Origin of the sequence: Ciceribacter sichuanensis, assembly GCF_024055605.1 — a bacterium.
GTDB lineage: Bacteria > Pseudomonadota > Alphaproteobacteria > Rhizobiales > Rhizobiaceae > Allorhizobium > Allorhizobium sichuanense.
This window is the reverse complement of the sequence record NZ_JAMXLX010000004.1, coordinates 314,846-341,202: the sequence shown is the minus strand read 5'-3', so window position 1 is coordinate 341,202 and position 26,357 is coordinate 314,846. Positions and strand designations below refer to the sequence as shown.

The window sequence follows — 26,357 nt, the reverse complement described above, 5'->3', positions numbered from 1 at the left end:
CCCCGCTGTTCCGAGAACCCCCGGTCTCTTTCGAGGTCCCTATGTTCCATTTCATCTCGCGCTCCATCGCCGCGAAACTGCTGATCGTCACCGGCGCCGCCATCGCCGTCGTTCTTTTCCTCTCCAACGTCATCCTGATTTCAGAAACCCGAAGCCGCGTATCCGGCCTGACCATGGACCAGGCCAATTCGGAAGCGAAGGCGATCGCCAATGGTGTCGCGAGCGACATCGGCGAACTGGCTAGCGCCGCGCGGACCATGTCCGGCGTCCTCAGCCGCGGCCAGTCCGAAAAGAGCTTTGACCGCAAGGGCGCAATCAACCTCCTGAAGGCCAATGTCGACCAGAACCCCTTCGCCTTCGGCAGCTGGTTCTGCGAGGAAATCAAGGCCTTCGACGGCCAGCAGGAAGAGATCGTCGGTAATACCGAACTCGGTGCAAACGACAAGGGCGTCTTTACCCCCTACTGGTCGAAGGACCGTAACGGAAAGATCCAGTTCTCGACCTTCAAGAACGACTACAGTGCGGAATGGTATGCGTTAGCCAAGGCCAGCGGCAAGGGTGCGATCACCGCGCCCTACATGACGCAGGATACCGACGTACCCGTCGCCATGACCTCCATCGCCTATCCGGTGTTTTCCGGCGACAAGCTGATCGGCGTCACTGGCGTCGACATCTCGCTGTCGTCGCTTTCAGAAAAGCTCAAGGCACTGCGTCCCTTCGAAACGGGCCGCGTTCTACTGGTCGCCCAGGCGGGCCAGTGGCTGGTTGCTCCTTCCGACGACCTGATGATGAAGCCATACGAAGGTGCAGGCGTCGACGCCCTCAAGGCCGCGCTCTCTTCCAACAAGGCGGACCTTGTCTCCAACCTTCAGGCTGAAGGACAGGAGGGCTTCGACCGCCTCATCTACCCGTTCGCCGTACCGGGCGTGAACACCAACTGGGCCGTCATCATCGATATCCCTCACAGCGCAACCGGCGCTGCCGTGGAAGCCCAGACCTTTGCCATGATCCTCGCCGGCCTCCTCGTGCTCGGCGCCGTCATGACCGCCCTGTTCTTCGCGGTACGCATCTTTGCCCAGAAGCCGCTCCATAGCCTGGTCGCCGATGTCGATCGCCTGAGCCAGGGTGAATACAACACCGCCGTGAACGGTCAGGACCGCGCCGACGAACTCGGGCTGGTCGCCAAGGCGCTCGAAGGCTTCCGCCATCGCCTGGCCGACAGCCGCACCGTTGCCGCCGAGGCCGAACGCCATCGCAATGCAGCGGACGACGAACGGCGCCGCTCCGAACAGGAACGCAGCGAAACTGCAAGCGTCCAGCAGCATGTGGTCGCCGTTCTCGGCACCGGCCTTTCCGAGCTTTCTCAGGGCAATCTCGCCTACCGCATCTCGGACGACTTCCCCGGCGAATATGCCGGCCTGAAGCGCGACTTCAATGCGGCACTGGCAAGCCTCGAAGGCACGATCGATGCGGTCAATGCCAGCGTGGTCAATATCGGCAGCGGCTCCGGCGAAATTGCCGACAGCGCAGCGGATCTGTCGAAGCGTACCGAACAGCAGGCGGCAAGCCTGGAAGAAACCGCAGCGGCGCTCAACGAGCTTACCGAGCAGGTCAATGCGAGCGCCGACAACGCCAACACGGCAGCGACGACGGTCAACCTCGCCTGCCAGGATGCAGAGAAGTCCGGTGAGGTGGTGCAGAAGGCTGTAGCCTCCATGCACGGCATTGCCCAATCCTCGCAGGAAATCTCGCGCATCATTGGCGTGATCGACGAGATCGCGTTCCAGACCAACCTGTTGGCGCTGAATGCCGGCGTCGAGGCAGCCCGTGCTGGCGAAGCCGGCAAGGGCTTCGCGGTGGTCGCACAGGAAGTGCGCGAACTTGCCCAGCGCTCGGCAAATGCAGCAAAGGAGATCAAGACGCTGATCAACACCTCCGGCGCGCAGGTCAAGGACGGTGTGGAACTCGTCGGCCAGGCCGGTCAGACGCTGCACAAGATCGCCGAGCAGGTCATGCAGATCAACGATCTGATCCGCCAGATCTCGGCTTCCGCCAGCGAACAGGCTTCGGGCCTCAAGGAAATCAACTCGGCCGTCAACCAGATGGATCAGGTGACCCAGCAGAACGCCGCGATGGTCGAAGAAACCACCGCCGCCAGCATGACCCTGAAGAACGAATCGGAAAACCTGAAAACGCTGGTCTCGCGCTTCTCCGTTTCGGGCGCGCGCAACCCTGTTGCGGCCCTGCAGGCCGCCGTCCAGACCATGCGCTCACCGGTGCAGCGTCCGGCCGCCTCCCCTGCTCCGGCCTACAAGTTCGCTCCGCGGCGCGCGGCTTCCGGTAATGCGGCAGCCGCTGCTGCTGCCGACGACTGGCAGGAATTCTGAGGGAAGTAGCCCCCAGAACAGAAAGGGCCGCCGAAGCGTTTCGGCGGCCCTTTTCCGTTGTTCGATCAAGACGTTATCGGAGGCGGGCGAACCGTTCGATCAGCAGGTCGAAGAAGCCGTCAGCATCGACACCGCGCATGACCTGAACGTTCGGCTCGCGACCGGAAACCCTCCACCAGTCGACGACCGTCATGCCCATGGTCAGTTCCGACTGGGTCTCGATCTCGACATTGCAATGGCGCCCGGAGAAGAGTTCGGGCTTGAGCAGATAAGCGATGACCGTCGGGTCATGCAGCGGGCCGCCATCGGAGCCGTACTTCTCTTCGTCGAAACGCTCGAAAAACTGCAACCATTCCACCATCACCTGCGAGGGACGGCTACCGATCGAAGCGATCCGTGCCACGCGCGCCTTGGTCGTCAGGAGCTGATGGGTCACGTCGAGCGGCATCATGACAACCGGGATCCCGGCACCGAACACAACTTCGACCGCCTGCGGGTCCACATAGATGTTGAATTCGGCGGCAGGCGTGATGTTGCCACCCTCGAAGAAACCGCCGCCCATCATCACCAGTTCGCGAATGCGCGGCGCGATATCGGGGGCCTTCTTCAAGGCAAGCGCAACATTCGTCAGCGGGCCGAGGGTGCACAGGGTAACGCTTCCGGCCGGTTCGCGGCGCAGCGTCTCGACGATGAAGTCCACGGCATGCTGCGACTGAACCGCCATGGTCGGCTCTTCGAGTTCGGCACCGTCGAGGCCGGTCTTGCCGTGCACGTGCTCGGCGGTCACCAGCTTGCGCTCGATCGGGCGGTCCGCACCTTCATAAACAGGAATGTCCGTACGCCCGCAGAGCTCACAAACGATCCGCGCATTGCGGCTCGTCAGCCGCAGCGGCACATTACCCGCGACGGTGGTAATGCCCAGAATTTCCAGTTCCTCGCCGCTTGCGAAGGCAAGCATCAGCGCGGCGGCGTCGTCCTGGCCAGGGTCCGTATCTATGATGATCTTTCTGCGTTCGGTCATGTCTTCGTCCTGATTTCCAAGGTCGGCCTGATGCGCCCGGCATTGGCCTTTGTCAAGGGTAAGCCGGCTTGCACGCAAGGCGGGGCGACACCATATAAATCGGCAGGACCGCATCGGTGGATGAGTACCCCGTTGCCGCCGTTTAAGGATCGCGATGAGCCGCACGAGACCAACCGACCAACCGCTGCCCGTCGGCTTCGAAACGGTGCAGCGAACCGGACCCAGAAATGGCCGTGCCGGCGAAGGCTATCCTCCGTTCAACATCGAACGGTTGCTGGGCCAATCTGCCGATCCTACCGAACGGCTGCGCATCACGCTCGCCGTCGCGGGCTTTTCCGAAGACGAACTGGAGATCACCCAGCAGGGGCGCGAGCTTCTCATTCGTGGCCGGCACGCCGATCGGGAGGAAACGACCTTTCTATTCCGGGGGATCGCCGCCCGGCAGTTCCAGCGCCTTTTCCTGCTCGACGAGGGTATGGATGTGGAGCGCGCGCACCTGCGCAATGGACTGCTCTCGATTTATCTCATCCGTCCCGAACCGGTGCAGGGGGAAAGGAAAATTAACATTTCCGCTTCAGTATAGAGCGTAACGGCCGAAGTGCCGTAGCTCCCTCATTCGGCGGAGGAACGGGAATGTTATTGAGAGAAGTAAAAGCACGACTGACCCAGAACGAACTTGCCCATCTGGGCTCCGGGGAGGTCGGTTACATCCGGAAAATGCGCTCCGAAGAAGTATCGCGCTGCTTCCCCGAAGCTCCCGATATCGATCCCAGCCTCGACCTATGGGCCCTGTTCGGCGCCGATGGCACCCCGATCCTGCTGACAGACAACCGCTCGAGCACCTTCTACAAAGCTGCCGAGGACGACCTGAAAACGGTCAGCCTGCACTGATCGTCAGATTTTGCGAAAAGTGAGATAGGCCGAGGATCGGCCTTCACGCTTGGCTTTCGCCTCGTAACGCGTGCCGGGCCATCCGGCAAAAGGCGTGATCCAGTCGGCGCGATTGCGCGCCGTCCAGGCAAAGCCGCCATGATCCCGGCAATGGATCAGCGTCCAGTTGACATAAGTATCGATATCCGAGGCGAAGCAGAACAGCCCGCCCGGCTTCAGCACGCGGTGAAACCGATCAAGGTTCACCTGGGAAACGAACCTGCGCTTCCAGTGCTTCTTCTTCGGCCAGGGATCGGGATAGAGCAGATCGATCTGGTCGAGCGATGCAGCCGGCAGCCAGTCCAGCAATTGCGTCGCATCATCGTCATAGACGCGGATATTGCGAAGTTCCTTCGCCTCGACCTCGGCCAGAAGCTTGGCCATGGAATTCACGAAGGGCTCGACACCGATAAAGCCGGTCTGGGGATTTTCGCCGGCGCGATGCACGAGATGCTCGCCGCCGCCGAAACCGATTTCCAGACGCAGGCGTTCGACCTGCGTCTGGAAGAGATCTGCCAGGTTCTCCCGCGCTGGCCCTTCGGGGTCGACACGGAGTTCCGGCAACAGGTGCGTCATGCGCTCGACCTGAAGCTCGCGGAGAGGTTTTCCCTTGCGGCGACCGAAAAAGGCTTCGGTCGCGCGGCTGCGTCGTTCGGTCGGCGTCATTCCGAGATCAAGCCTTGATGGCGTCCTTGAGCGGCTTGACGAGGTCGAGACGCTCCCAGGAGAAGGAACCATCGCGACCCGCCTTGCGGCCGAAGTGACCATAGGCCGACGTCTTGGCGTAGATCGGACGGTTCAGGTCGAGATGACGGCGGATGCCGCTCGGCGACAGGTCCATGGTCTTGCGGATAGCGGCTTCGACTGCGTCTTCCGTCACCTTGCCGGTGCCATGCAGATCGACGTAGATCGACAGCGGCTGGGCAACGCCGATGGCGTAGGAGATCTGGATGGTGCAACGATCGGCAAGACCGGCAGCCACGACGTTCTTTGCAAGGTAGCGCGCAGCGTAGGCTGCCGAACGGTCGACCTTGGTGGTGTCCTTGCCCGAGAACGCACCGCCGCCATGGGGAGCTGCGCCGCCATAGGTGTCGACGATGATCTTGCGGCCGGTGAGGCCAGCGTCACCATCCGGGCCGCCGATGACGAACTTGCCGGTCGGGTTGACGTACCACTTGCAATCGTCGGCGATCTTGAGGTCGCCGAGAGCTTCGCGGATGTAGGGCTCGACAACCGAACGAACCTTGGCCGAATCCCAGCTTTCATCGAGATGCTGGGTGGAGAGAACGATCGAGTCGACTTCCGACGGCTTGCCGTCGACATAGCGCACAGTCACTTGGCTCTTGGCGTCAGGGCCGAGCTTGGCTGCATCACCCTCGCCCTTCTTGCGGGCAGCGGCGAGAAGCTGAAGGATCCTGTGCGAATAGTAGATCGGAGCCGGCATGAGGTCCGGAGTCTCGCGGCAGGCGTAACCGAACATGATGCCCTGGTCGCCAGCGCCTTCGCTGTTGCCGTGGTCAGCAGCCTTGTCGACGCCCTGGGCGATATCGGCCGACTGCGCGTGCAGCAGAACGTCGATCTTCACCTTCTTCCAGTGGAAACGGTCCTGCTCGTAGCCGATATCCTTGATGGCCTTGCGCGCAGCGGCCTTGAACTTCGCCGGATTCACTGCCGGATCGCCATAGGCATCCTTGGCCACGGAACCGTCCTTGTCCTTCTTCAGAAGGCTTACCGGCAGACGGACTTCTCCGGCGATCACCACACGATTGGTGGTTGCCAGGGTCTCGCATGCGATACGGACGGTCCAGGGATCGACGCCGGTCTTGGCGGCTTCGCGATAGACGAGGTCCACGATTTCATCGGAGATACGGTCACAGACCTTGTCCGGATGACCTTCGGAAACGGATTCACTGGTGAAGAGATAATTAGCGCGCATTCGGGATTCCCCTCAAAGAACAAGCCTCGATCTTGTTAGTGAGTTCGTCGCCGAAAAACAAGCGCACAACGACATAAATATATCTTTATGTGAGCAATCCGATAGCACAGACGGAAAAAAGCGGCCTCAAGGCCGCTCTCTTCAAGACGACTGAAGCTCAAGCTCAGTCGGCATCTGCTTCCGCGGCAAGCGCCTTCACCAGATCCACGATCTTGCGGCGAACCTTGGGGTCGGAAATCTTGACGAAGGCACGGTTGAGCTGGAGGCCTTCCGAGGAGGAGAGGAAGTCAACCACGTAGTTGGAGCTCGATGCTTCCGCCATGCCCGTCGGACCGGCAGACTGCTCGCCGGGGGCATCTTCGAAGAAGAAGGAAACCGGGACGTTGAGAATACTGGAAATATTCTGCAGACGGCTCGCGCCGACACGGTTGGTGCCCTTCTCGTATTTCTGAATCTGCTGGAACGTGATGCCCAGGCTTTCGCCCAGCTTTTCCTGGCTCATGCCCAGCATCGTGCGGCGAAGGCGAATCCGACTACCCACATGGATGTCGATCGGGTTCGGCTTCTTCTTATTCTCGATCATGTTTTGACCCTGATGATGTTTGCATAACGACCATAACCCTTAACATTCCCACGGCCATAACGACACGTTGTATTCGCAATCGCGGAACTGTAAGCATACGTAGAGACTTACGGCCGTTTCCACTATGCAATTTTAGGGGTTTTCGGTCAATTCTTTCCGAAAATAAAACCTGCGCGTGAAATCATTGCTACCAATGCGATTCCAAGAAACACGTACCAAAAGTTGTTTTTTGTCGAAATTCTGCCACCATCGACCGTCGATCCAACACTTATGGTTGAATCGACGATACCCCGGGAATTCAACGCCAGGCCGGAAAGGATGCGTCCATAGGGGTCAACTACCGCAGATATGCCATTATTTGCGTCCCGAACCAAGGGGAGACCGGTCTCAATGGCCCTGATCCGGGCCTGCAGGAAGTGCTGATACGGCCCGGGCGTCGAGCCGAACCAGGCGTCATTGGTGATGTTCAGCAGGACCCCTGCCTTGCCCAGATCATCCATCCATTCGTTCGGGAAGATGATCTCGTAGCAGATCAGCGGATAGAGGCTGACCCCGGAGGGCAGTGCCAGCGGGGAGCGACGGGATGCCGCCGAAAAGCCGCCCGGCAGGCTGATCAGATTGTCGAAACCGATGCGCCGCAGGATGTCCTCATAGGGCACGTATTCACCAAAGGGTGTCAGGTGCACCTTGTCGGAAGCGGCGAGGATCTGCCCCTTGTCGTCGATCATGTAGATCGAGTTGTAGTAGCGTGGGGCGTGACCGGCCCCGCCGTCCTCCGAACGGACAGCCCCCGTAATCAAAACCTGGCCGTCCTGCAGCATGTCGCCGATGCGGGCAAGTGCATCTGGATTTTCGGTCAAGATGAAAGGTATCGACGTCTCCGGCCAGACAATGATGTCCGGCCTTGGCTTTCCGGGTGCCGGGGGCTGGGCGGACAGCGCAAGATGCTCGTTGAAGATCTCGATACGCTCGCCGTTTTCGATCTTCTTCGCCTGATCGATGGCGGGCTGCACCATTCTAATGTTAAGGCTGGTCGCCGAACCGGTATCGGGCGGCAGAAGCAGGCGCCAGGCACCGTATCCCAGGTGAGCAGCAAACAGCAGACCGGCTATCGTCAGGCCCGGCACGATTCCCTTGCGCGTACCGATCAGCGCTGGAGCGGAGAAGACGAAGACGGCAAGTGTCGTGACGCCAAGCACGCCGATGACATGGGTCGACTGCATCATCACCGGGATGGGCATTGCTCCGTAGCCGATGGCATTCCATGGGAACCCCGTCGCGACGAAGCCGCGGAGCCATTCCGCAAGCCCGAAACCGGTAGCGAGGGCCGCAAGGCGGCCCCACCCTTCGGACCAGAGAAGGCGGGCGACGACCGTTGCAAAGCCATAGAAGATAGCAAGCACCGCCGGCAATCCGAGGATCGCAAGCGGAAGCGCCCAGGCAAATTCATCGGCCTCCACCAGCAGGGCGCTGCCAAGCCACCACAACCCGGCAACGAAATAGCCGAAGCCGAAAAGCCAGCCCGTCATGAAGGCGGAACGAAAGCCCCAGGAGTGGCTTTTATCAGGGTTTCCGGTGGCGCCATCCAGCAACCAGACGAGTAGCGTGAACGAGACGAAAAGCGCCGCGAAAAAACCTACAGGCGGCAAAGCCAGAGCCCCGATTGCACCGGCGAAGGCCGCCAGCAACGCTCGCCTGACACCCCAGAGCAGCATGATCCTGCCCGCCAGTCCCTCCATGGATTCTCCTTGCCTTACGCCGCGCGAATCACGACGGGGGCAGTCTTCCAAAATTCGGAGGACTTGTCCCGCGCATTGACGGCAGAAGGCTCAGGATGCGACGCTGTTGTCGGGCGCCGACGCTTCCGTGGTCTGCAGGGCACCGTTCGCCTTCACCGGCGCGGCCACTCCATCCGCATCCGCCTTGGCGCGTCGCCTTGCCTGCGGACGTTTGCGGGTGATGCGCACCCGTTTGATGCGGCGTGGGTCAGCATCGAGGATCAGGAATTCGAAGCCCGGCAAGGCCTGCACGACTTCGCCACGGACGGGTATCCGGCCAAGCGCGGAAAAGAGCAGCCCGCCGAGCGTGTCGACCTCGTCGATCTGGTCGCGCACGTCGAAGTCATCACCGATGGCCTCTGCGATTTCCTCAAGTTCGACACGCGCATCGGCGACGAAAACATCGTCGGACGTTCGGGTGAACATGGCTTCGTCGTTGTCGTGTTCGTCGTCGATGTCACCGACAACCATTTCGACGATGTCCTCGTGGGAAACGAGGCCGTCGGTGCCGCCATATTCATCGATGACCAGCGCGATCTGGGTGCGCGCCGCCTGCATGCGGCTCAAGAGATCGGAGGCCAGCATCGACGGCGGAACGAACAGGATCGAACGCACGATCCCCGCTTCGGCCACGGTCCTGGAAAGATCCACGCGGCCAAGATCGAAATCGGCCTTCGCCCCGCGCGCCGGCTTTTCGGCCTTCGCAGAGGTATCGGCAGCAATCTGCGCCGATCCGTTGCCGGTGCGCCGCTTGGCGCGGGCCTCTTTCGTTACATAGGAAAGAAGGTCGCGGATATGCACCATGCCGCGCGGATCATCCAGCGTCTCGCTATAGACCGGCATGCGCGAGCGACCGGAAACCTCGAAGATGGTCATCAGTTCGCCGATGCTCACATTCTGGTCCACGGCCTCGATATCGGCACGCGGCACCATAACGTCTTCAACGCGGACTTCCCGGAAGCGAAGGATGTTGTTCAGCATCGCCCGTTCGTCGGGGGTGAACACATCGCTGGTGGCGGCGTCTTCCTTCAACGCATCCGTCAGATCCTCTCGCAGGCTCGATGCCTGGTTCGGCTTCAGGATGCGGACGGCGCGCGCCCAGATTGAGCTACGTTGTCGGCCGGGCGTCTCCGGCCGCGAAGGACTACTGCCTTCGTCCGAAGAGGAACCCTCCGACCCTTCATCGGCCTCTGCGGCCACTTTCGTCGAAAAATCGTTCATTGGTCCTGACTATCAAAGCGGGTCCTGCCCCGCATAGGGATCAGATAAGCCAAGTGACGCCAAAATGCGAGTCTCAAGCGACTCCATTCTTTCCGCCTCCTGCACTTCCATGTGATCATAGCCGAAGAGATGCAGGAAACCATGCACCAGAAGATGCGTCAGGTGTTCCTCGAAGCTCTTGCCGAGATCGACTGCTTCCCGCGCCACGGTTTCGCGCGCAATGATGATATCGCCCAGCATCGGTCCGGGCTTGCCACCTGGCACCAGCGGGAACGCCGGGAAGGACAGAACATTGGTCGGCTTGTCCTGGTTGCGCCATTCCGCATTGATATCCTGAATGGTAGCATCATCGCAGAAGACCAGCGAGACCTCCACCGGCATGCCGGGGAAAGGCTGCTTTTCCTCGTCGCGCAGGAAATCAGCCGCCGTACCCAGCACGCGTGAGGCCATGACCTCCAGCACGTCTTCCGCCGACCAGCCTTCCGTTTCGATAGAGATCTGTATGTCCAGTAGTTGCATCGGATTTCGTTTCGACCTCAACGGTCGATCTTTTCGCTTTCCTCGTGCACCACATACTGGGCATCATAAGCCTTGACGATCCGTCCGACCAGAGGATGGCGCACGACATCGACGTCCTTGAAGCGGACGACCGAAACGCCCTCGACGCCCTTCAGGATCTGAAGGGCCTCGACCAGACCGGAGGTCACGCCACGCGGCAGGTCCACCTGGCTTGGGTCGCCCGTCACGATCATCCGGGCATTTTCGCCGAGACGGGTCAGGAACATCTTCATCTGCATCGACGTGGTGTTCTGGGCCTCGTCGAGGATGACGGCAGCGTTGGAAAGCGTACGGCCACGCATGAAGGCCAGCGGCGCGATTTCGATGACACCCGCGGTGATGGCACGTTCGACCTTGTCGCCCGGGATCATGTCATAGAGTGCATCATAGAGCGGCCGCAGATACGGATCGACCTTTTCCTTCATATCGCCGGGCAGGAAGCCCAGACGCTCGCCGGCTTCGACAGCCGGGCGCGACAGCACGATCCGGTCGACCAGGCCGCGCTCCAGCAACTGGGCGGCATGCGCCACAGCCAGATAGGTCTTGCCGGTACCGGCCGGGCCGACGCCAAAGACCAGCTCGGAGCGCTCCAGCGCCCGCATGTAGGCATCCTGAGTCGGCGTGCGAGCGGCAATGGTCTTCTTGCGCGTGGAAATCTGCGCCATTGTCAGCTTGGCCTTGCGCTCCAGCGTCGGCAGCGTCAGCTGATCGTCGGCGGCAACCGCCATGCGTATCGCACCTTCCACATCGGAGATTTCAACAGAGCCGCCGCTCTGAAGCCGGGCATAGAGGAAATCCAGAGCCCTGCGTGCCTGATTGGTGGCAACGAGATCCCCCGAAATGGATACGGAATTGCCCCGCGCCCGTGCGTCGATATGAAGACGCTGCTCCAGCAATTTGAGGTGCTGATCGAACTGCCCGAACAACTCGCTGGCAAAGCGATTGTTCTCGAACGTCAAGATGAAGTGATTGGCGTCGGTCGCAGCGGTTCGGGTATTGCGCGAAGGTGAAGAAATCACTTCTTGTGCGTTCAAGCGATAAGGCTCCTGTTCGATCAGGTATCAGGCCCTCACTCTAACCCTCTGCCACCTCGGCAAACAAGCTGTTTGGGCCGGCTGCGGTGATTCGTACATTTATAATGTCACCGATTTGCGATGACTTTGCATCAACATTCACAGACTGCAGCCATGGAGAGCGTCCTATCAACTGTCCCGGCAGCCGTCCCGGCTTCTCCAAAAGTAGGTCGATTGTCTCGCCAATCAAGGATCGAGCGAATTCCTGCTGCTGCCGAAGCAGCAATTCCTGCAATCTGGCAAGCCTTTCGGTCTTCACATCCTCCGGAACCTGATCCGGCAGATCGGCTCCGGGCGTGCCCGGACGGGTCGAATATTTGAACGAATAAGCCTGTGCATAACCCACCGCGCGGACCAGTTCGAGCGTCGCCTCGAAGTCCTCATCCGTCTCACCTGGGAAGCCGACGATGAAATCGCCTGATAGGGCGATGTCTGGACGGGCCGCACGAATGCGCTCGATCAGGGCGATGTATTCAGCAGCCTTGTGACGGCGGTTCATCGCTTTCAGGATACGGTCCGACCCCGATTGCACCGGAAGGTGCAGGTACGGCATCAGCATCCTGAGATCGCGATGCGCCTCGATCAACCGGTCGTCCATGTCGCGGGGATGGCTGGTGGTGTAGCGCAGGCGGGCAAGGCCCGGAATGTCCGCCAGCCGATAAAGAAGATCGCCAAGGCCGAGTTCCTGTCCCGCGGCATCGACGCCATGCCAGGCATTGACGTTCTGGCCGAGCAGGGTGAGTTCGCGTACACCCGTGGCAACGAGCTTTTCCGCTTCTCCAACGATCTGCGCCAGCGGCCGGGAAACCTCGGAACCGCGCGTATAGGGAACGACGCAGAAGGTGCAGAACTTGTCGCAGCCTTCCTGCACGGTCAGGAACGCGGTAACGTTGCGCGGGCCGGTCTTTGCCTTTTTCGGATCGGGAAGGTGCTCGAACTTGTCTTCCAGCGCATATTCGGTATCGACCACACGCTCGCCGGTGCGGGCGCGTTTCAGGGCCTGAGGCAACCGATGATAGGTCTGCGGCCCGATCACCACGTCTACGGCCGGTTCACGGCGGGAGATTTCCTCACCCTCGGCCTGGGCGACGCAACCGGCAACGCCGATCATGAACTCGCGGCCTTCGGCAGCACGCGCCTTCTTGGTCTCGCGCAGGCGGCCAAGCGCGGAATAGACCTTTTCCGCCGCTTTTTCGCGGATGTGGCAGGTGTTGAGCAGGACGAGGTCTGCCTCTTCCATTTCCTCGGTCGCGACATAGCCTTCGGCTGCCAGCGCATCGGTCATGCGGCCGGAGTCGTAGACGTTCATCTGACAGCCGTAGGTCTTGATGAAGACCTTGCGCGATGCTGTGGCTGCACCGGCGGCCGGCAGGTCGGATGCTGAAGAAATGGCGATGTCTTGGGTCATGCGGGCTATTTAGTGGTTTTTGAGCGCCGATTAAACCGAAAAATCACAGGTCCTTAGGAGGACGTCCGCGCAGGTGGCCGAGCAGCATCCTGCGCATGCGGCTTTCGACGAAGGCCGCTAGATGCTTGCGGTTGCTGCCCTCAGCGTAATCATAGGTCTCGCCGAAGCTCACATCCACATCAAGAGCACCCGCTTTCAATATACCCATAAGATGCGGCAGGAGCGTTATATCACCCGGCCAGCCGGCAATCGGGCGATGATAGCGTCCCATCGGCAGGCCATGGACGCGCGTATAGGCGATCGCCACGGGCTGCACGTGCACGACCCCTTCGGGCGCCAGCGGCAATGCCGCCGCAGCGGCGCCAAACAGCGAGGTCTTGACCTCGAGCACCCGGTTACCGTCGGATGTCGTGCCTTCCGGAAAAAGCACGACGATCTCGCCATCGGCCATGCGGGAGGCGATTTCGTTGACCTGGTCGCCGGTGCGTCGTCGCTCCTCGCGCACCACGAAGATGCTCTTCTGCAGTTTCGCGAGGGTTCCGAAGACCGGCCATGATGCGACCTCGGTCTTGGCGATGAAGACGACATCGGCCAGCGCGCCCAGAACCAGAATGTCCTTCCACGACGCGTGATTGGCCGCCAGCATCAGCGGCCGACGATGGTCAAGACCGCCATGCACATGGATGCGGATGCCAAGCATGCGACAGGCGACACGATGCCAGAGCCTCGGCAGGCGTCGGCGAAGCCTCCAGTCGAAGACGAGGGCGAGAACCTGAACGGGCGCAAGGAGGATCGTCACGATCGCCAGAATGGTCATGTTGACGACAATGCGCAGCCAGTTGATCAAGCCGCAGCCTCCGGAAGAGAGGTCATCGTTCAGCCTTCATCCTTGCCGATCGGAACACCATAGAGTTCCAGACGATGGCCGACGAGCTTGAAGCCGTGTTCGCGGGCGATACGTTCCTGCAGGGCCTCGATTTCGGGCGAATGAAACTCGATGACATCACCATTCTTCAGGTCGATCAGGTGATCGTGATGCTCCTCGGGAACCGTTTCATAGCGCGAGCGGCCGTCGCGAAAATCGTGACGCTCGATGATGCCGGCATCTTCGAAGAGCTTCACCGTGCGGTAAACCGTCGAGATGGAAATGCGGCTGTCGATCTTTACCGAGCGCCGATAGAGTTCCTCGACATCGGGATGATCTTCCGATTCTTCCAGAATGCGCGCAATGACGCGGCGCTGCTCGGTCATGCGCATGCCCCGCTCGGCGCACAACGCTTCCAACGATTTCGGAGTATCGGTCATGGCCCCGGCATCTCTTCAGATAAGGCTGACGCGCGTCGCGATCTTTTCGGATCAGCTCCTGCGCTTCAGATTCTTGTTCTTACGGTGTCATCGTCACAAAAGCGATGCGCAGATTTGCGCGGCGCGCTTCGGACAGTGAAACCGAACTAGCGAAGATCACGCCGCATGACAAGCGCCGACGACCGCCGCCCCTTTTCATCCGCATAATATGCCGGGCGTTCTCCCGCCTTCTCGAAGCCGAGCTTCCGATAAAGGCCAAGGGCCGGCACATTGCCGTCATCGACTTCCAGGAACATGGTTTCCCCGCCCCGGCTTCTCGCCTCGCGCATCGCGGCCTGCATCAGCCTCCATCCGAGACCGAAGCGGGCGCATTTTTCACTCACGGCAATCGTCAGGATTTCTGCCTCGCCGGCGACCTCGCGAGCCAGCACGAAGCCGGCAAGCGGCGCCTTGAAGATCAGCGTATTGGTCTGCCGCATGACGAAGCCGAAGGAGTTCGGCTGCAGAAGCAGGCTCAGGAACTCGCCGTCGTTCCACGGCCGCGCAAAGCGCAGGGTATGGAGCGCGGCCACCTCTGCGCAATGCTCCGCAGTCATCGGGACGATTTCGAATTCGGGCTGACGGGAAAAGTAGGTATCGCGCATTATCTGATGCCTTGGTATTTCATGCTCTGGCAACCGCAAACCCTGCCTGCGGCTTGGCATCGGGGCCACGCAGATAGAGCGGTTTCGGCGGGCTTGTCGTTTCGACCTCCGCACCGAGGCGAGCCACGATCCCGATAGGAAAGTGATCCGGTGGCGTGACGGCCTGAGGATCGGCAAGCAGGACTTCCGCCGAACCCACGACGCGATAGGCTTCGTCCTGAACGAGGGCAGCAAAGCCGGAGAGGTTTTCGATGCGCGGTTCGCCGAGCGGGGTGCCCGTGGCCGAAAACGGCTGAAGATAGATTTCCTCGCGCTTGGCATCCATGGCGGCGAGCACAGGCATGTCAGTCACTTCCACCGCATTCGCCAATACCGAAAGCGTCGAAACGCCGACAGCCTCGACACCAAGCGCCAGCGCAAGACCGCGCGCGGTCGCGACACCCACACGGATACCGGTGAACGAACCCGGGCCGATCGTGACCGCGATACGCTCGACATCATCGAGAGAGAGCGAAGCCTGTCCGAGCGCCTCATCAATCATGCGCATCAAATGCTCCGCGTGACCACGACCGAGGGTTTCGGTCGCTGCGCCCAGGAGCTTGTCCTTGCTGCTGTCATAGATCGCGGCGGAGCAATCCACGCCCGCCGTATCGATCGCCAGAACGATCATCCCCTCCCCCTGCCGGTCCGTATCAGACCGCCTCGACTTCCTGCACTTCCGGCACGAAGTGCCTGAGCAGGTTCTGCACGCCATGCTTCAGCGTGGCGGTCGAGGACGGGCAGCCGGAGCAGGCGCCCTTCATGTTGAGATAGACCTTACCATCCTTGAAACCGCGGAAGGTGATGTCTCCGCCATCCTGGGCAACGGCGGGGCGGACGCGCGTTTCGAGAAGTTCCTTGATAGTCGCGACGATGTTCTCGTCCCCGGCATCGAAGAACTCTCCATCCGTATCGGCTTCCTCGGAGGTCGCACCGGATCCCATGACCTTCGCGCCGCTCATGAAGTGTTCCATGATCGTGCCGAGAATGGCCGGCTTCAGGTGCTGCCATTCCGGACCGTCCTTGGTGACGGTCACAAAATCGTAGCCGAAGAAAACGCCTGTTACGCCGGGGATATCGAAGAGCCGGCTGGCGAGCGGGGACACCGCGGCACTTGCGGCATCGCGAAACTCGGCGGTGCCGCTTTCCATCACCACCTTGCCCGGCAGGAACTTCAAGGTCGCCGGGTTCGGCGTGGATTCCGTCTGGATGAACATCTGAACCTCCGGGCGACCTCTCATTCGTCGCCAACAAAATTAGAATTCTTCAAAAGAAGATAGGCCCGATGGGAGGCCGCTTCAAGTGAGATTTGACGATTGCCATCTTTGCTGGAGCGCGTTTAGGTATATTTTCACTCCAGTCGAATTATGTTCTTAGCAAAGCGCGTCGATTTCCTCGTCGGTCAGTGAATCCGGCAACACCGTCACCGGAATGGGAAACGCAGCGCCGCGTCCTGCGATCATCGAGACGAGCGGACCAGGGCCTTCCTTGGTCGAACCGGCCGCGAGAACGAGAATGGCGATATCCCGATCCTCCTCGATGAGCGAATTGATCTGCGCTGCGGAACTGCCTTCGCGAATGACGATCTCGGGCTCGATGCCGATCGTCTCGCGCACGGTCTGCGCCGCCTTCGCCATGATGGCCTCGGCCTCTTCACGCGCCTCGGCCCGCATAATTTCCTCGACGCCGAGCCATTGCTGGAAGTCGCCTTCCGGAATGACGTAGATCAGCACCAGGCCGCCATTGGAATTCTTCGCACGGCGTCCGGCATAGTGCACGGCGCGCGAGCATTCCGGCGTATTGTCGATCACCGCCATGAACTTGCGGCGGTGACCCTCAAGGCGTGAAAGCCGTGTTGAAACCATACAGGACCCCGCCGCCGGATCAGTTTATCTTTCACCCTGTCCGCGGCCGGCTCCGGTCGAACGGCCGCGTGACTCGTCGGGACTTTACTTCACGAAGCCGATAATGTCGCGGACTTCGTTCATGGTTTTCTCGGCCCGTGCTCGTGCCCTTTCACCGCCATCGCGCAGGATGCTGTCGATGTGGGCGGGATCGGCCATCAGCTTGCGCATCTCGGCGCTGATCGGCGAAAGCACTTCGACCGCAAGCTCCACGAGCGCCGGCTTGAAGACCGAGAACTGCTGGCCACCGAAGTCCTTCAGCACGTCTTCCTTGGACTTGTCGGCCAGTGCCGCAAAGATGCCGACGAGGTTGTCGGCCTCGGGGCGTCCCTTCAGGCCTTCGGTCTCGCTCGGAAGCGCGTCTGGATCGGTCTTCGCCTTGCGGATCTTCTTCGAGATCGTCTCGGCATCGTCCATCAGGTTGACGCGGGAGAGGTCGGACGGATCCGACTTCGACATCTTCTTGGTACCGTCCTTCAGGCTCATGACGCGCGGCGCCGGGCCATCGATCAACGGTTCCACCATCGGGAAATAGGCATGCACGGGCTCGTCACCGACGGTGATATCGATGCCCTGGCCGGCGCGGCGAATATGCTCCATGAAGTCGAGATTGAACTTCATGGCGATATCGCGGGTCAGCTCAAGGTGCTGCTTCTGGTCCTCGCCCACCGGGACGTGGGTGGCTCGGTAAACCAGAATGTCCGCCGCCATCAGGCTCGGATAGGCGTAAAGGCCGAGCGAGGCCTGCTCGCGGTCCTTGCCGGCCTTGTCCTTGAACTGCGTCATGCGGTTCATCCAGCCGATACGGGCGACGCAATTGAAGATCCAAGCGAGTTCCGCATGCTGCGGCACAGCCGACTGGTTGAAGACGATATGGCTCTTCGGGTCGATGCCACTTGCCAGGAAGGCTGCCGTGATCGAACGGATCTGGCTGGCCATGTCTTCGTGAACGAGTTGCGCGGTCAACGCATGCAGGTCGACGACGCAATAGATGCAGTCGTTGTTTTCCTGCAGGGCCACGAACTTCCTGATGGCGCCGAGATAGTTACCGAGATGAAGATTGCCGGTCGGCTGAACGCCGGAGAAAACCAGCGGCTTGAACTCACCCATGATTGTCCTCAACAGGCTGGTGGAGGGCCCGATCTGTCGATCGAAATACGTTGGGCTTATGCACCGCCGACAGCCAGCAATCAAGGGGTTCGTTCGCCGCAGTCAGCCTGCGGGTTCCAGGAGATCCCAGCGGTTTCCGTAAAGGTCGCGGAAAACGGCAACCGTGCCGTAGGGCTCGTATCGCGGCGCTTCGAGAAAGGTCACTCCGGCGGCGACAAAGGCTGCGTGATCGCGGGCAAAATCGTCCGTCTTCAGGAAGAAGCCGACACGGCCGCCCGTCTGGTTGCCTATCGCGGCAAGCTCGGCCTCACCATCCGCCTGCGCCAGCAACAGGGCCGCACCCTCACCGCTCCCCGGCTTCACCACAAGCCACCGCTTGGCGTCAGGCAGATCCTTGTCCTCAAGGCATTCGAAGCCCAGACAGCCGCAATAGAACGCCTTGGCGCGATCATAATCGTCAACGACGATGGTAACGAGAAAGACAGACTGGCCAGCCATGGGAAACTCCGGAACGGGACGGCGAACCATGCATCATCAACGGCTCTCCGACAACTCTACATAGCCTGTCTCGGTAAGAGACTGACTTATCTTGATACAAGAAATAGTTAATCCTAATTAATGGCATTGTATTCCACATTTTCTCCTTAATCTGAAATGAAATTGCCGCCTCCGAAATCGGCTTCCGTTCACGGACGCCATTTTTCAGGGGGATGCCATGCGCACAGCCATTCGCGTCATGCTTGCCTGCCTTATGACGCTCACTACGCAAGTCGAGGTCAACGCCGGGGAAACCCGGAAAAACCGTACCGCCACACTGAAACAACACGACTATACGGCCGCCTACACGCTGCAGCGGATCGGCGTACGGGCCAGTTGCTTTCCGATAGGTCTCAGGATCATTCTCGCACACATCGCCAGACAGACCGGGCGGCGACTGGTGATTACCTCGGGGCACCGGCCCCATTCCGGCCGGTCGCAGCACACGCGCTGCTATGCGGCGGATTTCCGGATACCCGGCGTTTCGGAAAGGCGAATTCTCGCGGCTGCGGCCAGCGCTCCCGGTATCGGCGGCATCGGCCGATACTGCAACGGCCTTGTGCATGTCGACATAGGGCCCAAGCGCCGCTGGGCTCACTGCGGCAAGGGCAGTCTCGCCAACCTCAAGCCCCGCACGAAGTCGTGACTCAGGCCTCTGGAGGTGACGTGGCCGCGCTCGGCTTCCGCTTGAGGTTACGGCGCAGCATGCCGAGATTTGCTCCGCCGATGGCGAAGGCGACACCGAAATAGACCGCCATGGCAACGGCAATCAGGCCGCCGAGAGCGGTGACCTGCGTCAGAAGCGACGACTGCGGCGTAAGCCACGCGGACCACTGGTCCGAAAGATAGACCAGCACGACCGCCATGACGGCAGCGGCCGCCACGAGCCTCAGCGCGCGTCCGACAAGCGGCCATTCCCATTCGAGATGGCCGCGCCGGTAAAGGGTTGCGCCCAGTAGCAGCGTGTTCGTCCAGCCGGCAGCGGCTTCGGCAACAGCAATGCCGCGTTCCGCGATCAGCGGGAAAAGGCTGACCGCGAGAGCCGTATTGATGACCACGGAAATGCCGGTGAACCGCATCGGCGTGCGGGTATCCTCGCGCGCATAAAAGCCGGGCTGCAGGGCCTTGATCAGGACGAATCCGGGCAGACCGAGACCATAGATCGCAAGGATGCCGGCGACGACGGAGGTGTTCTGCTCGGAGAAGGCGCCGCGTTCATAAAGCACGCGGATGATCTCGTCGGAGAGAACCCAGAGTGCGGCGGCGGCCGGCAGCGTCAGGAACAGCACAAATTCGATGGAGCGGTTCTGAGTATTGGCGGCTTCCTTCATGAAGCCGGCCTTCAGCGCCCGCGCGAGTTCTGGAAGAAGAACGACGCCGACGGCAACGCCAACCACGCCGAGCGGCAGTTGGTAGATACGGTCGGCATATTGCAGCGCCGCGATGGCACCTTCCTTGCCCGATGCGATCGCCTGCCCGATCATCTGGTTGATCTGGGTAATGCCACCGGTGACGGCGGCGGGAACGGCCAGAACCAGCAGGCGCTTCACATTGGGCGTGAGGCGCGGGAACTTGAAGGCAATGCTCATGCCGGCATGGCGAACACCGGCATAGACGACGGCAAGCTGGAGAACACCCGCGCCGAGCACCGACCACGAAAGATACCAGGCCGTCACCTCCGGATCGGAGCCGGTATAGAGAGCCCAGAACAGCGCGCCGATCATCATCACGTTGAGGAAGACCGGCGCAATCGCGGCCGCGAAGAAATGGTGCAACGAGTTCAACATGCCGCTCAGCATTGCCGTCAGCGACATGCACATGAGGTAGGGGAACATCACCGCGGCAAGGCGTACTGTGAGCGAGAACTTGGCGTCATCGCCGACAAAGCCCGGCGCGATGATCCACGACACCAGAAGCGGCATGGCAAGTTCCATGACGATGGTAATCAGCATCAACACGGAGAAAAGGACGCCGAACACCTCTTCGGAGAACCGTTTTGCACCGTCCACGCCGTTGGCCTCGATCTCTTTGGCGAAGAGCGGCACAAAGGCGGCGTTGAAGGCGCCTTCCGCAAAGAGCCGACGGAAGAGGTTCGGAAACCGGAAGGCGGCGTAGAACACATCCGCCATCGGCCCGGTGCCGAGGGCGGCGGCCATCAGCGTTTCGCGGGCGAAGCCGAAGACGCGGCTGCCAAGCGTGGCGCCGCCAACGGTCATGAATTTCTTGACGAGGCTCATCTCAGGCCCGGGCCTTCTTCGGCAGCGGCTGCGGTTGGGCAGGAGGCGCAAGGGCCACGGTGGCGCGTTCGCGCGGTTCCTCCGCCTGCTCGGCCATGACGGCCTTCAGCCGGTTGGCGATGCTTGCCTGCCTGTTCTCGTTGGTCACCTTCTGGCCAACCAGATCGGTGACGTAAAAGGTATCGATGACCTTTTCACCGAATGTGGTGATGCGCGCCGAGTGAATGTCGAGCGACAGGTCCGCCAGCCCGGCCGTGATCTCCGCCAGAAGACCTATGCGGTCAAGGCACTCGACCTCTACGACGGTGAACTTGTTGGAGAGCGTGTTGGCAATGGTGACGTGCGGCTGCACGGGGAAGGTCTTGTTCTTCTTCTTGCCCTTGCTGCGGGTGGCGATCACCTCCGGCAGACGCTTCTTTCCCGAAAGCACGTCCTCGATCATCTTGCTGATGGTCGCGGCGCGCCGCATCTCGTCCTCATCGATCGGGAATTCGCGATTGACCATGATGGTGTCGAGCGCACGTCCGTCGGAGGTCGTGAAGATCTGCGCGTCGGCGATGTTTGCACCGGCAGCGGCACAGGCTCCGGCAATGATCGAGAGCAGGCGCGGATGGTCAGGCGCCAGAACGGTGATCTCGGTGATCGCATGGAAGGAATCCGTGCGTACCATGGTCGCGAGCGCCTGACCTGCCTTGTCGGCCTGACGAATGAAATGCGCGTGCCGCACCTGATCCTCGAGAGCTACCGACAGGAGATAGGGCTCGTAATGCAGCTTGGTGTAGCGCTTCTGGTCCTTCTGGCTCCAGCCACCGAGCGCGTGGGCGAGCTGTTCCGCCGCGTGGCGGGCGCGTTCCTTGCGCGGCACCTGCGAGAAGCCGCCGGACAGGAGCAGTTCCGTTTCGTAATAGAGCGTGCGGAGAAGCTGACCCTTCCAGCCGTTCCAGACGCCGGGGCCGACGGCGCGAATATCGCACACGGTCAGCACCAGCATCATGTTCAGCCGATCGAGCGACTGGATCTTCTCGGCGAAGTCGGTGATCGTCTTGCGGTCGTGCAAGTCGCGGGTCTGAGCGACCATCGACATCAGGAGATGCTGCTCGATGAGCCAGGCGACGAGTTCCGTCTGCTTCGGGTTCAGGCCGAAACGCGGGCAAAGCTTGCGCGCAACCCTTGCGCCGGCGATCGAGTGATCCTCCTGCCGCCCCTTGGCTACATCGTGAAACAGGACCGCAACGTAAAGCGCCTGTCGTTCCTCGATGGCGGGCATCACCTTGGCGGCCAGCGGATGAAGCTCCTCGGCCTTGCCCTTGTCGATCTCGGACAGAACCTCGACCGTGCGGATCAGGTGCTCATCGACGGTGTAGTGATGATACATGTTGAACTGCATCATCGAGACGATCTTGCCGAATTCCGGAATGAAGCGACCGAGAACGCCTGCCTCGTTCATGCGGCGCAGGATGAACCCCGGATCGCGGCGGGAGGTCAGCACATCGAGGAAAAGGCGGTTTGCCTCCTCGTTTTCGCGGAAATCATGGTCGATCAGCGAGAGAGACCGCGTAACCGCCTTCAGGGCGTCCGGGTGGAATTCCAAGCCATTGAGATCGGCGACATGGAACAGCCGCATGATGGCGATCGGATCGCGCTTGAAGACATCCGGCTTGGCGAGCGCGATACGACCCCGGTCGTCGAGGAAGTCGACCGTTCCGGCGATCTTGCGCGGCCGGTGGGCGAAGCGGCCGATAGCCGCCGTGATGCCCGGCGCGGCCTTGGCCTGCTGCTCTTCCAGCGTCGCAGCGAAGATACGGGTCAAGTCCCCGACATCCTTGGCGATCAGGAAGTAATGCTTCATGAAGCGCTCGACCGCCGAAAGGCCGGGGCGAGGCTGATAGCCGAGGTTGCGGGCAATCTCGGGCTGGATATCGAAATAGAGGCGCTCTTCCGGCTTGCCGGTGAGATAATGCATGTGGCAACGCACCGCCCAGAGGAAGTCATCCGCCTTCTGGAAGAGACGCCATTCCTGACGCGAGAGCACGCCGAGGCGCACGAGATCGCCGGAATCGCGAACATGATACTTGTATTTGGCGATCCAGAAGAGGGTCTGCAGATCGCGCAGGCCGCCCTTGCCTTCCTTGACATTCGGCTCGACCAGATAGCGGCTGTCGCCGGCCTTGCGGTGACGTTCGTCCCGCTCGGCAAGCTTCGCCGCGATGAATTCGGGAGCCGTATTGTTCGTCACTTCCTGATCGAAGCGGCGATGCAATTCGCCGACGAGTTCTTCCTTACCGCAGATAAAGCGGGTCTCGAGGATCGCGGTGCGGATCGTCATGTCACCCTTGGACAGGCGGATACATTCCTCGACGCTGCGGGTGGCGTGACCGACCTTGAAGCCCATGTCCCACAGCAGATAGAGCACGAACTCCACCGCCTTGTGCATGGTCCCGGAAAGCTTCTGCGGCATGAGGAACAGGAGATCGATGTCGGAACCCGGCGCCAGCGTACCGCGTCCATAACCGCCGACTGCGGCAACACCGATGCCATCGGCATTATCCGGATAGAGATGGGTGATGGCGATCCCGAAGATCACCGAGATGATTTGATCCTGAATATCGGAAATGCGCCGTGCGCAGTTCAGGCCGCTTCCGTCCTTGAAGAGAAGTTCGCGGGCCTTTTCGCGGCCGTCATTGCTCGCCTTGCGCAGCACCGGCAAGAGGGCGGCGCGCGTCTCCAGAAGATTTCCGGCGTAGGTCCGGGCGATGGCATCGCACTCTGCCTTGAGCGAGGCGATGTCGATCAGATCCGCGTGTTCGTATTCGGGCTTGGCCATTATTGCTGCAGGCTTTCGTGGCTTGCCGGCTTTTTCAAGGCGGCGACGGGAGGCGCTATAGCGCCTTTGCGGCGCACCGGACAAGCATATTAGCGCTCAAGACTTGCCAAGTTGTTTCTTGAGATCATAAAGCGCGTCGAGCGCCTGACGCGGAGTCATATCGTCGAGATCCAGCGTTTTCAACGCTTCCTCCACCTTCGACGGACCGGATTTCAGCGCCTCCTCGCGGCGCACCGCCACCTGGAAGAGGGGCAGATCGTCGATCAGCGAACTTGCCGGGTTCTTGCGGTCAGCATCTTCCAGCCGGGTCAGCACATCGCGGGCGCGAGAAACCACCGAGGCCGGCAGGCCGGCGAGGCGCGCGACCTGAATACCATAGGAACGGTCGGCCGCACCGGGACCTACCTCATGCAGGAAGATCACGTCGCCGTCCCATTCCTTGACCCGCATGGTGACGTTGGAAAGCCTGAGCAGCTTTTCCGACAGCACTGTCAGTTCATGGAAATGGGTGGCGAAAAGCGACCGGCAGCGGTTCACCTCATGCAGATGTTCAACTGCCGCCCAGGCGATCGACAGGCCGTCGAAGGTCGCCGTACCGCGGCCGATTTCATCGAGGATGACCAGCGAGCGGTCAGTTGCCTGATTGAGGATCGCCGCCGTCTCGACCATCTCGACCATGAAGGTCGAACGGCCGCGCGCAAGATCGTCGGATGCGCCGACGCGGGAAAACAGCCGGTCAACGATGCCGATATGGGCCGATCCCGCCGGCACGAAGGAACCCATCTGGGCCATGATGGCGATCAGCGCGTTCTGGCGCAGAAAGGTCGACTTACCGCCCATGTTCGGGCCGGTCAGCAGCCAGATTGCGCCGGTATCATCCGATCCATCGGGCGAAAGGTTGCAGTCATTGGCGATGAAGGGACTTGCCGCCTGACGGCGCAGCGCCTGTTCGACCACCGGATGGCGGCCGGCGACAATCGCAAACATGCGGCTGTCATCGACCAGCGGGCGGCAATAGCCCTGCTCCTCCGCGAGCGTTGCAAGACCTGCCGCGACATCGATGATGGCGAGCGCACGGGCCGCCGCCTTGATCGGCTCGGCCGCGGCAACGACCGCCGCCAGCATGCGGTCGAAGGCTTCAAGTTCGATGGTGAGCGCCTGCCCCGCGGCATTGGCAATGCGGCTTTCCAGATCGGCAAGCTCGGTGGTGGTGAAGCGCATGGCGCTGGCCATCGTCTGGCGATGGATGAAGCGGGCCTTGGCGGCCTCGCCTTCCGTCATCGCGCCAGCATTGCCCGCAGTTACCTCGATGAAATAGCCGAGCACATTGTTGTGCTTGATCTTCAGCGACTTGATGCCAGTCTCCTCGGCATATTGAAGCTGCAGGCCTGCGATGACGCGCCGCGACTGGTCTCTCAGCGCCCTGATCTCGTCGAGTTCGGGGATGGCCCCTTCCCTCAGGAAGCCGCCGTCACGCTTCAGGAGCGGCAGATCGTCCGCCAGCATGGATGCGAGAAGTTCACCGACGGAAGCTGGAAGTGCGGCGAGATCTTCAACGGCAGCCGCCAGTTCATCCGGAAGGAGCATTCCAGCAAGCCGCTCGCCCACCTCCCGGGCCGAGGCAAGTCCATAGAGGATCGCGCCGAGGTCGCGCGGACCGCCGCGATCGAGCGCCAGCCGCGACAGTGCGCGCGGCATGTCCGGCACCCTTTTCAGGGCGTCATGGAGTTGTTCGCACAGCGCGGATTCGCTCAGCATGAAAGCGATGGAATCCTGACGCGCGGAAATGGCAGCGGGTTCGGTGAGCGGCGACATCAGCCGTTCGGCCAGCAGGCGAGCGCCGCCGCCAGTCACTGTGCGGTCGATTGCTTTCAGGAGCGAGCCGTTACGATCCCCTGAAAGGGTCTTCACCAGTTCCAGATTGGCGCGCGTCGCCGGGTCGATGAAAAGCGTGGAGGATGCGCTCTGCCGCTCCGGCAGCCCGAGCGCCGGACGCTCGGAAATCTGGGTCTTTTCGACATAGGCGACAGCTGCGGCAGCCGCGGCAATCTCGGCGCGGCTGAAGGAGCCGAAGCCATCGAGGGTACCAACGCCGAAATAGCGGGCAAGACGTGTTTCGGCCGTGGCACTGTCGAACAGGACGCCCGGCTGCGGCACGACCACGCGTCCCAGAACATCGAAGGCCGGCTTCAGTTCAGGATCGTGGAAGAGCGTATCGGGCACGATCAGCTCGCGCGGCTCGATCCTCAGGATATCGGCGAGCAGGCGGCCCTCATCCGTTTCCGCCAATCGGAAGATGCCGGTCGAGATATCGATCCAGGCGAGCGCCAACAGCGGTGTCGAGCCGCCTCGGATACGGGCGAGCGCCATCAGGTAGTTCGTTTCCGACGGCGACAGAAGCTTCTCTTCGGTCAGCGTGCCGGGTGTCACGAGGCGAACGACATCACGGCGCACGACGGATTTCGAACCACGCTTCTTGGCTTCCGCCGGGTCTTCGACCTGTTCACAGACGGCAACGCGAAAACCGCGCGCAATCAGCTTCTGCAGGTAATCGTCGGCTGCATGAACCGGCACACCGCACATGGGAATGTCGTGACCCAGATGCTGGCCGCGCTTGGTCAGCGTGATGCCGAGCGCCCGGGATGCCTCGACGGCATCCTCGAAAAACAGTTCGTAGAAATCCCCCATCCGGTAGAATAGCAGGCTATCCGGATTGGCCGCCTTGATCTCGATATATTGCTCCATCATCGGAGTCGCAGAGGCGCGACTTTCCTCTGAGGCAAGCTCGGCGGCATTGAAGACTTCATTTGCGGGCGCGGTATTGATTGTCACGGGCCAAAGTTTTCTTGAAAAAGATGTCAG

24 protein-coding genes are annotated in these 26,357 nt (G+C 61.1%); 4 read left to right on the top strand and 20 right to left on the bottom strand.

Features of this window, described 5'->3' with window-relative positions:
* The first annotated feature begins 41 nt into the window (after positions 1–41).
* Positions 42–2,387: a methyl-accepting chemotaxis protein gene (locus NBH21_RS14820; RefSeq protein WP_250913941.1), complete on the top strand. Its 2,346-nt coding sequence runs from the start codon at positions 42–44 to the stop codon at positions 2,385–2,387.
* Between the two features lie 73 nt (positions 2,388–2,460).
* Here the strand turns inward: NBH21_RS14820 and NBH21_RS14815 are convergent, their stop codons facing one another.
* Entirely contained in the window at positions 2,461–3,408 is a 948-nt protein-coding gene (locus NBH21_RS14815) for a nucleoside hydrolase (RefSeq protein WP_250913942.1), read from the bottom strand.
* A gap of 154 nt (positions 3,409–3,562) precedes the next feature.
* On the opposite strand from NBH21_RS14815, the gene NBH21_RS14810 reads away from it, so the two are divergent.
* Both NBH21_RS14810 and NBH21_RS14805 read left to right on the top strand, forming a co-directional pair.
* A complete protein-coding gene (locus tag NBH21_RS14810; protein WP_250913943.1) occupies positions 3,563–3,991 on the top strand; it encodes an Hsp20 family protein in 429 nt (142 codons plus the stop codon).
* Positions 3,992–4,041: 50 nt separating this feature from the next.
* Entirely contained in the window at positions 4,042–4,299 is a 258-nt protein-coding gene (locus tag NBH21_RS14805) for a BQ00720 family protein (protein WP_250913944.1), read from the top strand.
* Between the two features lie 3 nt (positions 4,300–4,302).
* Here the strand turns inward: NBH21_RS14805 and trmB are convergent, their stop codons facing one another.
* From trmB to NBH21_RS14725, 16 genes are all read right to left on the bottom strand, one after another.
* Positions 4,303–5,004: a tRNA (guanosine(46)-N7)-methyltransferase TrmB gene (gene trmB / locus NBH21_RS14800; protein ID WP_250913945.1), complete on the bottom strand. Its 702-nt coding sequence runs from the start codon at positions 5,002–5,004 to the stop codon at positions 4,303–4,305.
* A gap of 7 nt (positions 5,005–5,011) precedes the next feature.
* Positions 5,012–6,274, bottom strand: a complete 1,263-nt coding sequence (gene metK, locus NBH21_RS14795; RefSeq protein ID WP_250913946.1) for a methionine adenosyltransferase — start codon at positions 6,272–6,274, stop codon at positions 5,012–5,014.
* A 163-nt stretch (positions 6,275–6,437) separates the two neighbouring features.
* Complete coding sequence (locus NBH21_RS14790) at positions 6,438–6,857, bottom strand: helix-turn-helix domain-containing protein (protein WP_099056392.1); 420 nt, start codon at positions 6,855–6,857, stop codon at positions 6,438–6,440.
* Between the two features lie 146 nt (positions 6,858–7,003).
* Positions 7,004–8,596: an apolipoprotein N-acyltransferase gene (gene lnt / locus NBH21_RS14785; RefSeq protein ID WP_250913947.1), complete on the bottom strand. Its 1,593-nt coding sequence runs from the start codon at positions 8,594–8,596 to the stop codon at positions 7,004–7,006.
* Between the two features lie 90 nt (positions 8,597–8,686).
* Positions 8,687–9,856, bottom strand: coding sequence for a hemolysin family protein (locus tag NBH21_RS14780; protein WP_250913948.1), 1,170 nt, complete (start codon positions 9,854–9,856; stop codon positions 8,687–8,689).
* Between the two features lie 12 nt (positions 9,857–9,868).
* A complete protein-coding gene (gene ybeY, locus NBH21_RS14775; RefSeq protein ID WP_250913949.1) occupies positions 9,869–10,375 on the bottom strand; it encodes an rRNA maturation RNase YbeY in 507 nt (168 codons plus the stop codon).
* Between the two features lie 17 nt (positions 10,376–10,392).
* Positions 10,393–11,448 (bottom strand): PhoH family protein, encoded by a 1,056-nt coding sequence (locus NBH21_RS14770; RefSeq protein WP_250913950.1) that lies wholly within the window; start codon positions 11,446–11,448, stop codon positions 10,393–10,395.
* Positions 11,449–11,488: 40 nt separating this feature from the next.
* Complete coding sequence (gene miaB, locus NBH21_RS14765; RefSeq protein ID WP_250913951.1) at positions 11,489–12,895, bottom strand: tRNA (N6-isopentenyl adenosine(37)-C2)-methylthiotransferase MiaB; 1,407 nt, start codon at positions 12,893–12,895, stop codon at positions 11,489–11,491.
* A 43-nt stretch (positions 12,896–12,938) separates the two neighbouring features.
* Entirely contained in the window at positions 12,939–13,742 is an 804-nt protein-coding gene (gene olsA, locus NBH21_RS14760) for a lyso-ornithine lipid O-acyltransferase (RefSeq protein WP_250913952.1), read from the bottom strand.
* 29 nt (positions 13,743–13,771) lie between these two features.
* Complete coding sequence (locus NBH21_RS14755; protein WP_099056385.1) at positions 13,772–14,200, bottom strand: Fur family transcriptional regulator; 429 nt, start codon at positions 14,198–14,200, stop codon at positions 13,772–13,774.
* 146 nt (positions 14,201–14,346) lie between these two features.
* Positions 14,347–14,844 carry a GNAT family N-acetyltransferase gene (locus tag NBH21_RS14750; RefSeq protein ID WP_250913953.1) on the bottom strand — a complete coding sequence of 166 codons (498 nt, stop codon included), beginning with the start codon at positions 14,842–14,844 and terminating at the stop codon, positions 14,347–14,349.
* Between the two features lie 19 nt (positions 14,845–14,863).
* A complete protein-coding gene (tsaB, locus tag NBH21_RS14745) occupies positions 14,864–15,514 on the bottom strand; it encodes a tRNA (adenosine(37)-N6)-threonylcarbamoyltransferase complex dimerization subunit type 1 TsaB (protein WP_250913954.1) in 651 nt (216 codons plus the stop codon).
* Positions 15,515–15,536: 22 nt separating this feature from the next.
* Positions 15,537–16,100 carry a NifU family protein gene (locus tag NBH21_RS14740; RefSeq protein ID WP_250913955.1) on the bottom strand — a complete coding sequence of 188 codons (564 nt, stop codon included), beginning with the start codon at positions 16,098–16,100 and terminating at the stop codon, positions 15,537–15,539.
* 156 nt (positions 16,101–16,256) lie between these two features.
* On the bottom strand, positions 16,257–16,748 hold the full coding sequence (locus NBH21_RS14735) for a universal stress protein (RefSeq protein WP_099056381.1): 492 nt from the start codon (positions 16,746–16,748) through the stop codon (positions 16,257–16,259).
* An 84-nt stretch (positions 16,749–16,832) separates the two neighbouring features.
* Positions 16,833–17,897 (bottom strand): tryptophan--tRNA ligase, encoded by a 1,065-nt coding sequence (gene trpS, locus NBH21_RS14730; RefSeq protein ID WP_250913956.1) that lies wholly within the window; start codon positions 17,895–17,897, stop codon positions 16,833–16,835.
* A 102-nt stretch (positions 17,898–17,999) separates the two neighbouring features.
* Positions 18,000–18,395, bottom strand: a complete 396-nt coding sequence (locus tag NBH21_RS14725; RefSeq protein WP_250913957.1) for a VOC family protein — start codon at positions 18,393–18,395, stop codon at positions 18,000–18,002.
* A gap of 217 nt (positions 18,396–18,612) precedes the next feature.
* On the opposite strand from NBH21_RS14725, the gene NBH21_RS14720 reads away from it, so the two are divergent.
* Entirely contained in the window at positions 18,613–19,080 is a 468-nt protein-coding gene (locus NBH21_RS14720) for a YcbK family protein (RefSeq protein ID WP_250913958.1), read from the top strand.
* Position 19,081: 1 nt separating this feature from the next.
* Here NBH21_RS14720 and murJ read toward each other — a convergent pair whose 3' ends face one another.
* From murJ to mutS, 3 genes are all read right to left on the bottom strand, one after another.
* Positions 19,082–20,671, bottom strand: a complete 1,590-nt coding sequence (gene murJ, locus NBH21_RS14715; protein WP_250913959.1) for a murein biosynthesis integral membrane protein MurJ — start codon at positions 20,669–20,671, stop codon at positions 19,082–19,084.
* Between the two features lies 1 nt (position 20,672).
* A complete protein-coding gene (locus NBH21_RS14710) occupies positions 20,673–23,495 on the bottom strand; it encodes a [protein-PII] uridylyltransferase (RefSeq protein ID WP_250913960.1) in 2,823 nt (940 codons plus the stop codon).
* A 96-nt stretch (positions 23,496–23,591) separates the two neighbouring features.
* Complete coding sequence (gene mutS / locus NBH21_RS14705; protein WP_250913961.1) at positions 23,592–26,327, bottom strand: DNA mismatch repair protein MutS; 2,736 nt, start codon at positions 26,325–26,327, stop codon at positions 23,592–23,594.
* Positions 26,328–26,357: the final 30 nt, after the last annotated feature.

Excerpts from the sequence above, each read along its gene's own strand:
- tsaB (WP_250913954.1), bottom strand. The coding sequence starts at position 15,514 with ATGATCGTTCTGGCGATCGATACGGCGGGCGTGGATTGCTCCGCCGCG.
- NBH21_RS14815 (WP_250913942.1), bottom strand. The coding sequence starts at position 3,408 with ATGACCGAACGCAGAAAGATCATCATAGATACGGACCCTGGCCAGGAC.
- NBH21_RS14790 (WP_099056392.1), bottom strand. The coding sequence starts at position 6,857 with ATGATCGAGAATAAGAAGAAGCCGAACCCGATCGACATCCATGTGGGT.
- murJ (WP_250913959.1), bottom strand. The coding sequence starts at position 20,671 with ATGAGCCTCGTCAAGAAATTCATGACCGTTGGCGGCGCCACGCTTGGC.
- trmB (WP_250913945.1), bottom strand. The coding sequence starts at position 5,004 with ATGACGCCGACCGAACGACGCAGCCGCGCGACCGAAGCCTTTTTCGGT.
- NBH21_RS14810 (WP_250913943.1), top strand. The coding sequence starts at position 3,563 with ATGAGCCGCACGAGACCAACCGACCAACCGCTGCCCGTCGGCTTCGAA.
- NBH21_RS14820 (WP_250913941.1), top strand. The coding sequence starts at position 42 with ATGTTCCATTTCATCTCGCGCTCCATCGCCGCGAAACTGCTGATCGTC.
- miaB (WP_250913951.1), bottom strand. The coding sequence starts at position 12,895 with ATGACCCAAGACATCGCCATTTCTTCAGCATCCGACCTGCCGGCCGCC.
- NBH21_RS14750 (WP_250913953.1), bottom strand. The coding sequence starts at position 14,844 with ATGCGCGATACCTACTTTTCCCGTCAGCCCGAATTCGAAATCGTCCCG.
- trpS (WP_250913956.1), bottom strand. The coding sequence starts at position 17,897 with ATGGGTGAGTTCAAGCCGCTGGTTTTCTCCGGCGTTCAGCCGACCGGC.
- NBH21_RS14710 (WP_250913960.1), bottom strand. The coding sequence starts at position 23,495 with ATGGCCAAGCCCGAATACGAACACGCGGATCTGATCGACATCGCCTCG.
- NBH21_RS14740 (WP_250913955.1), bottom strand. The coding sequence starts at position 16,100 with ATGTTCATCCAGACGGAATCCACGCCGAACCCGGCGACCTTGAAGTTC.
- NBH21_RS14755 (WP_099056385.1), bottom strand. The coding sequence starts at position 14,200 with ATGACCGATACTCCGAAATCGTTGGAAGCGTTGTGCGCCGAGCGGGGC.
- NBH21_RS14805 (WP_250913944.1), top strand. The coding sequence starts at position 4,042 with ATGTTATTGAGAGAAGTAAAAGCACGACTGACCCAGAACGAACTTGCC.
- NBH21_RS14780 (WP_250913948.1), bottom strand. The coding sequence starts at position 9,856 with ATGAACGATTTTTCGACGAAAGTGGCCGCAGAGGCCGATGAAGGGTCG.
- NBH21_RS14720 (WP_250913958.1), top strand. The coding sequence starts at position 18,613 with ATGCGCACAGCCATTCGCGTCATGCTTGCCTGCCTTATGACGCTCACT.
- ybeY (WP_250913949.1), bottom strand. The coding sequence starts at position 10,375 with ATGCAACTACTGGACATACAGATCTCTATCGAAACGGAAGGCTGGTCG.
- NBH21_RS14735 (WP_099056381.1), bottom strand. The coding sequence starts at position 16,748 with ATGGTTTCAACACGGCTTTCACGCCTTGAGGGTCACCGCCGCAAGTTC.
- metK (WP_250913946.1), bottom strand. The coding sequence starts at position 6,274 with ATGCGCGCTAATTATCTCTTCACCAGTGAATCCGTTTCCGAAGGTCAT.
- lnt (WP_250913947.1), bottom strand. The coding sequence starts at position 8,596 with ATGGAGGGACTGGCGGGCAGGATCATGCTGCTCTGGGGTGTCAGGCGA.
- NBH21_RS14725 (WP_250913957.1), bottom strand. The coding sequence starts at position 18,395 with ATGGCTGGCCAGTCTGTCTTTCTCGTTACCATCGTCGTTGACGATTAT.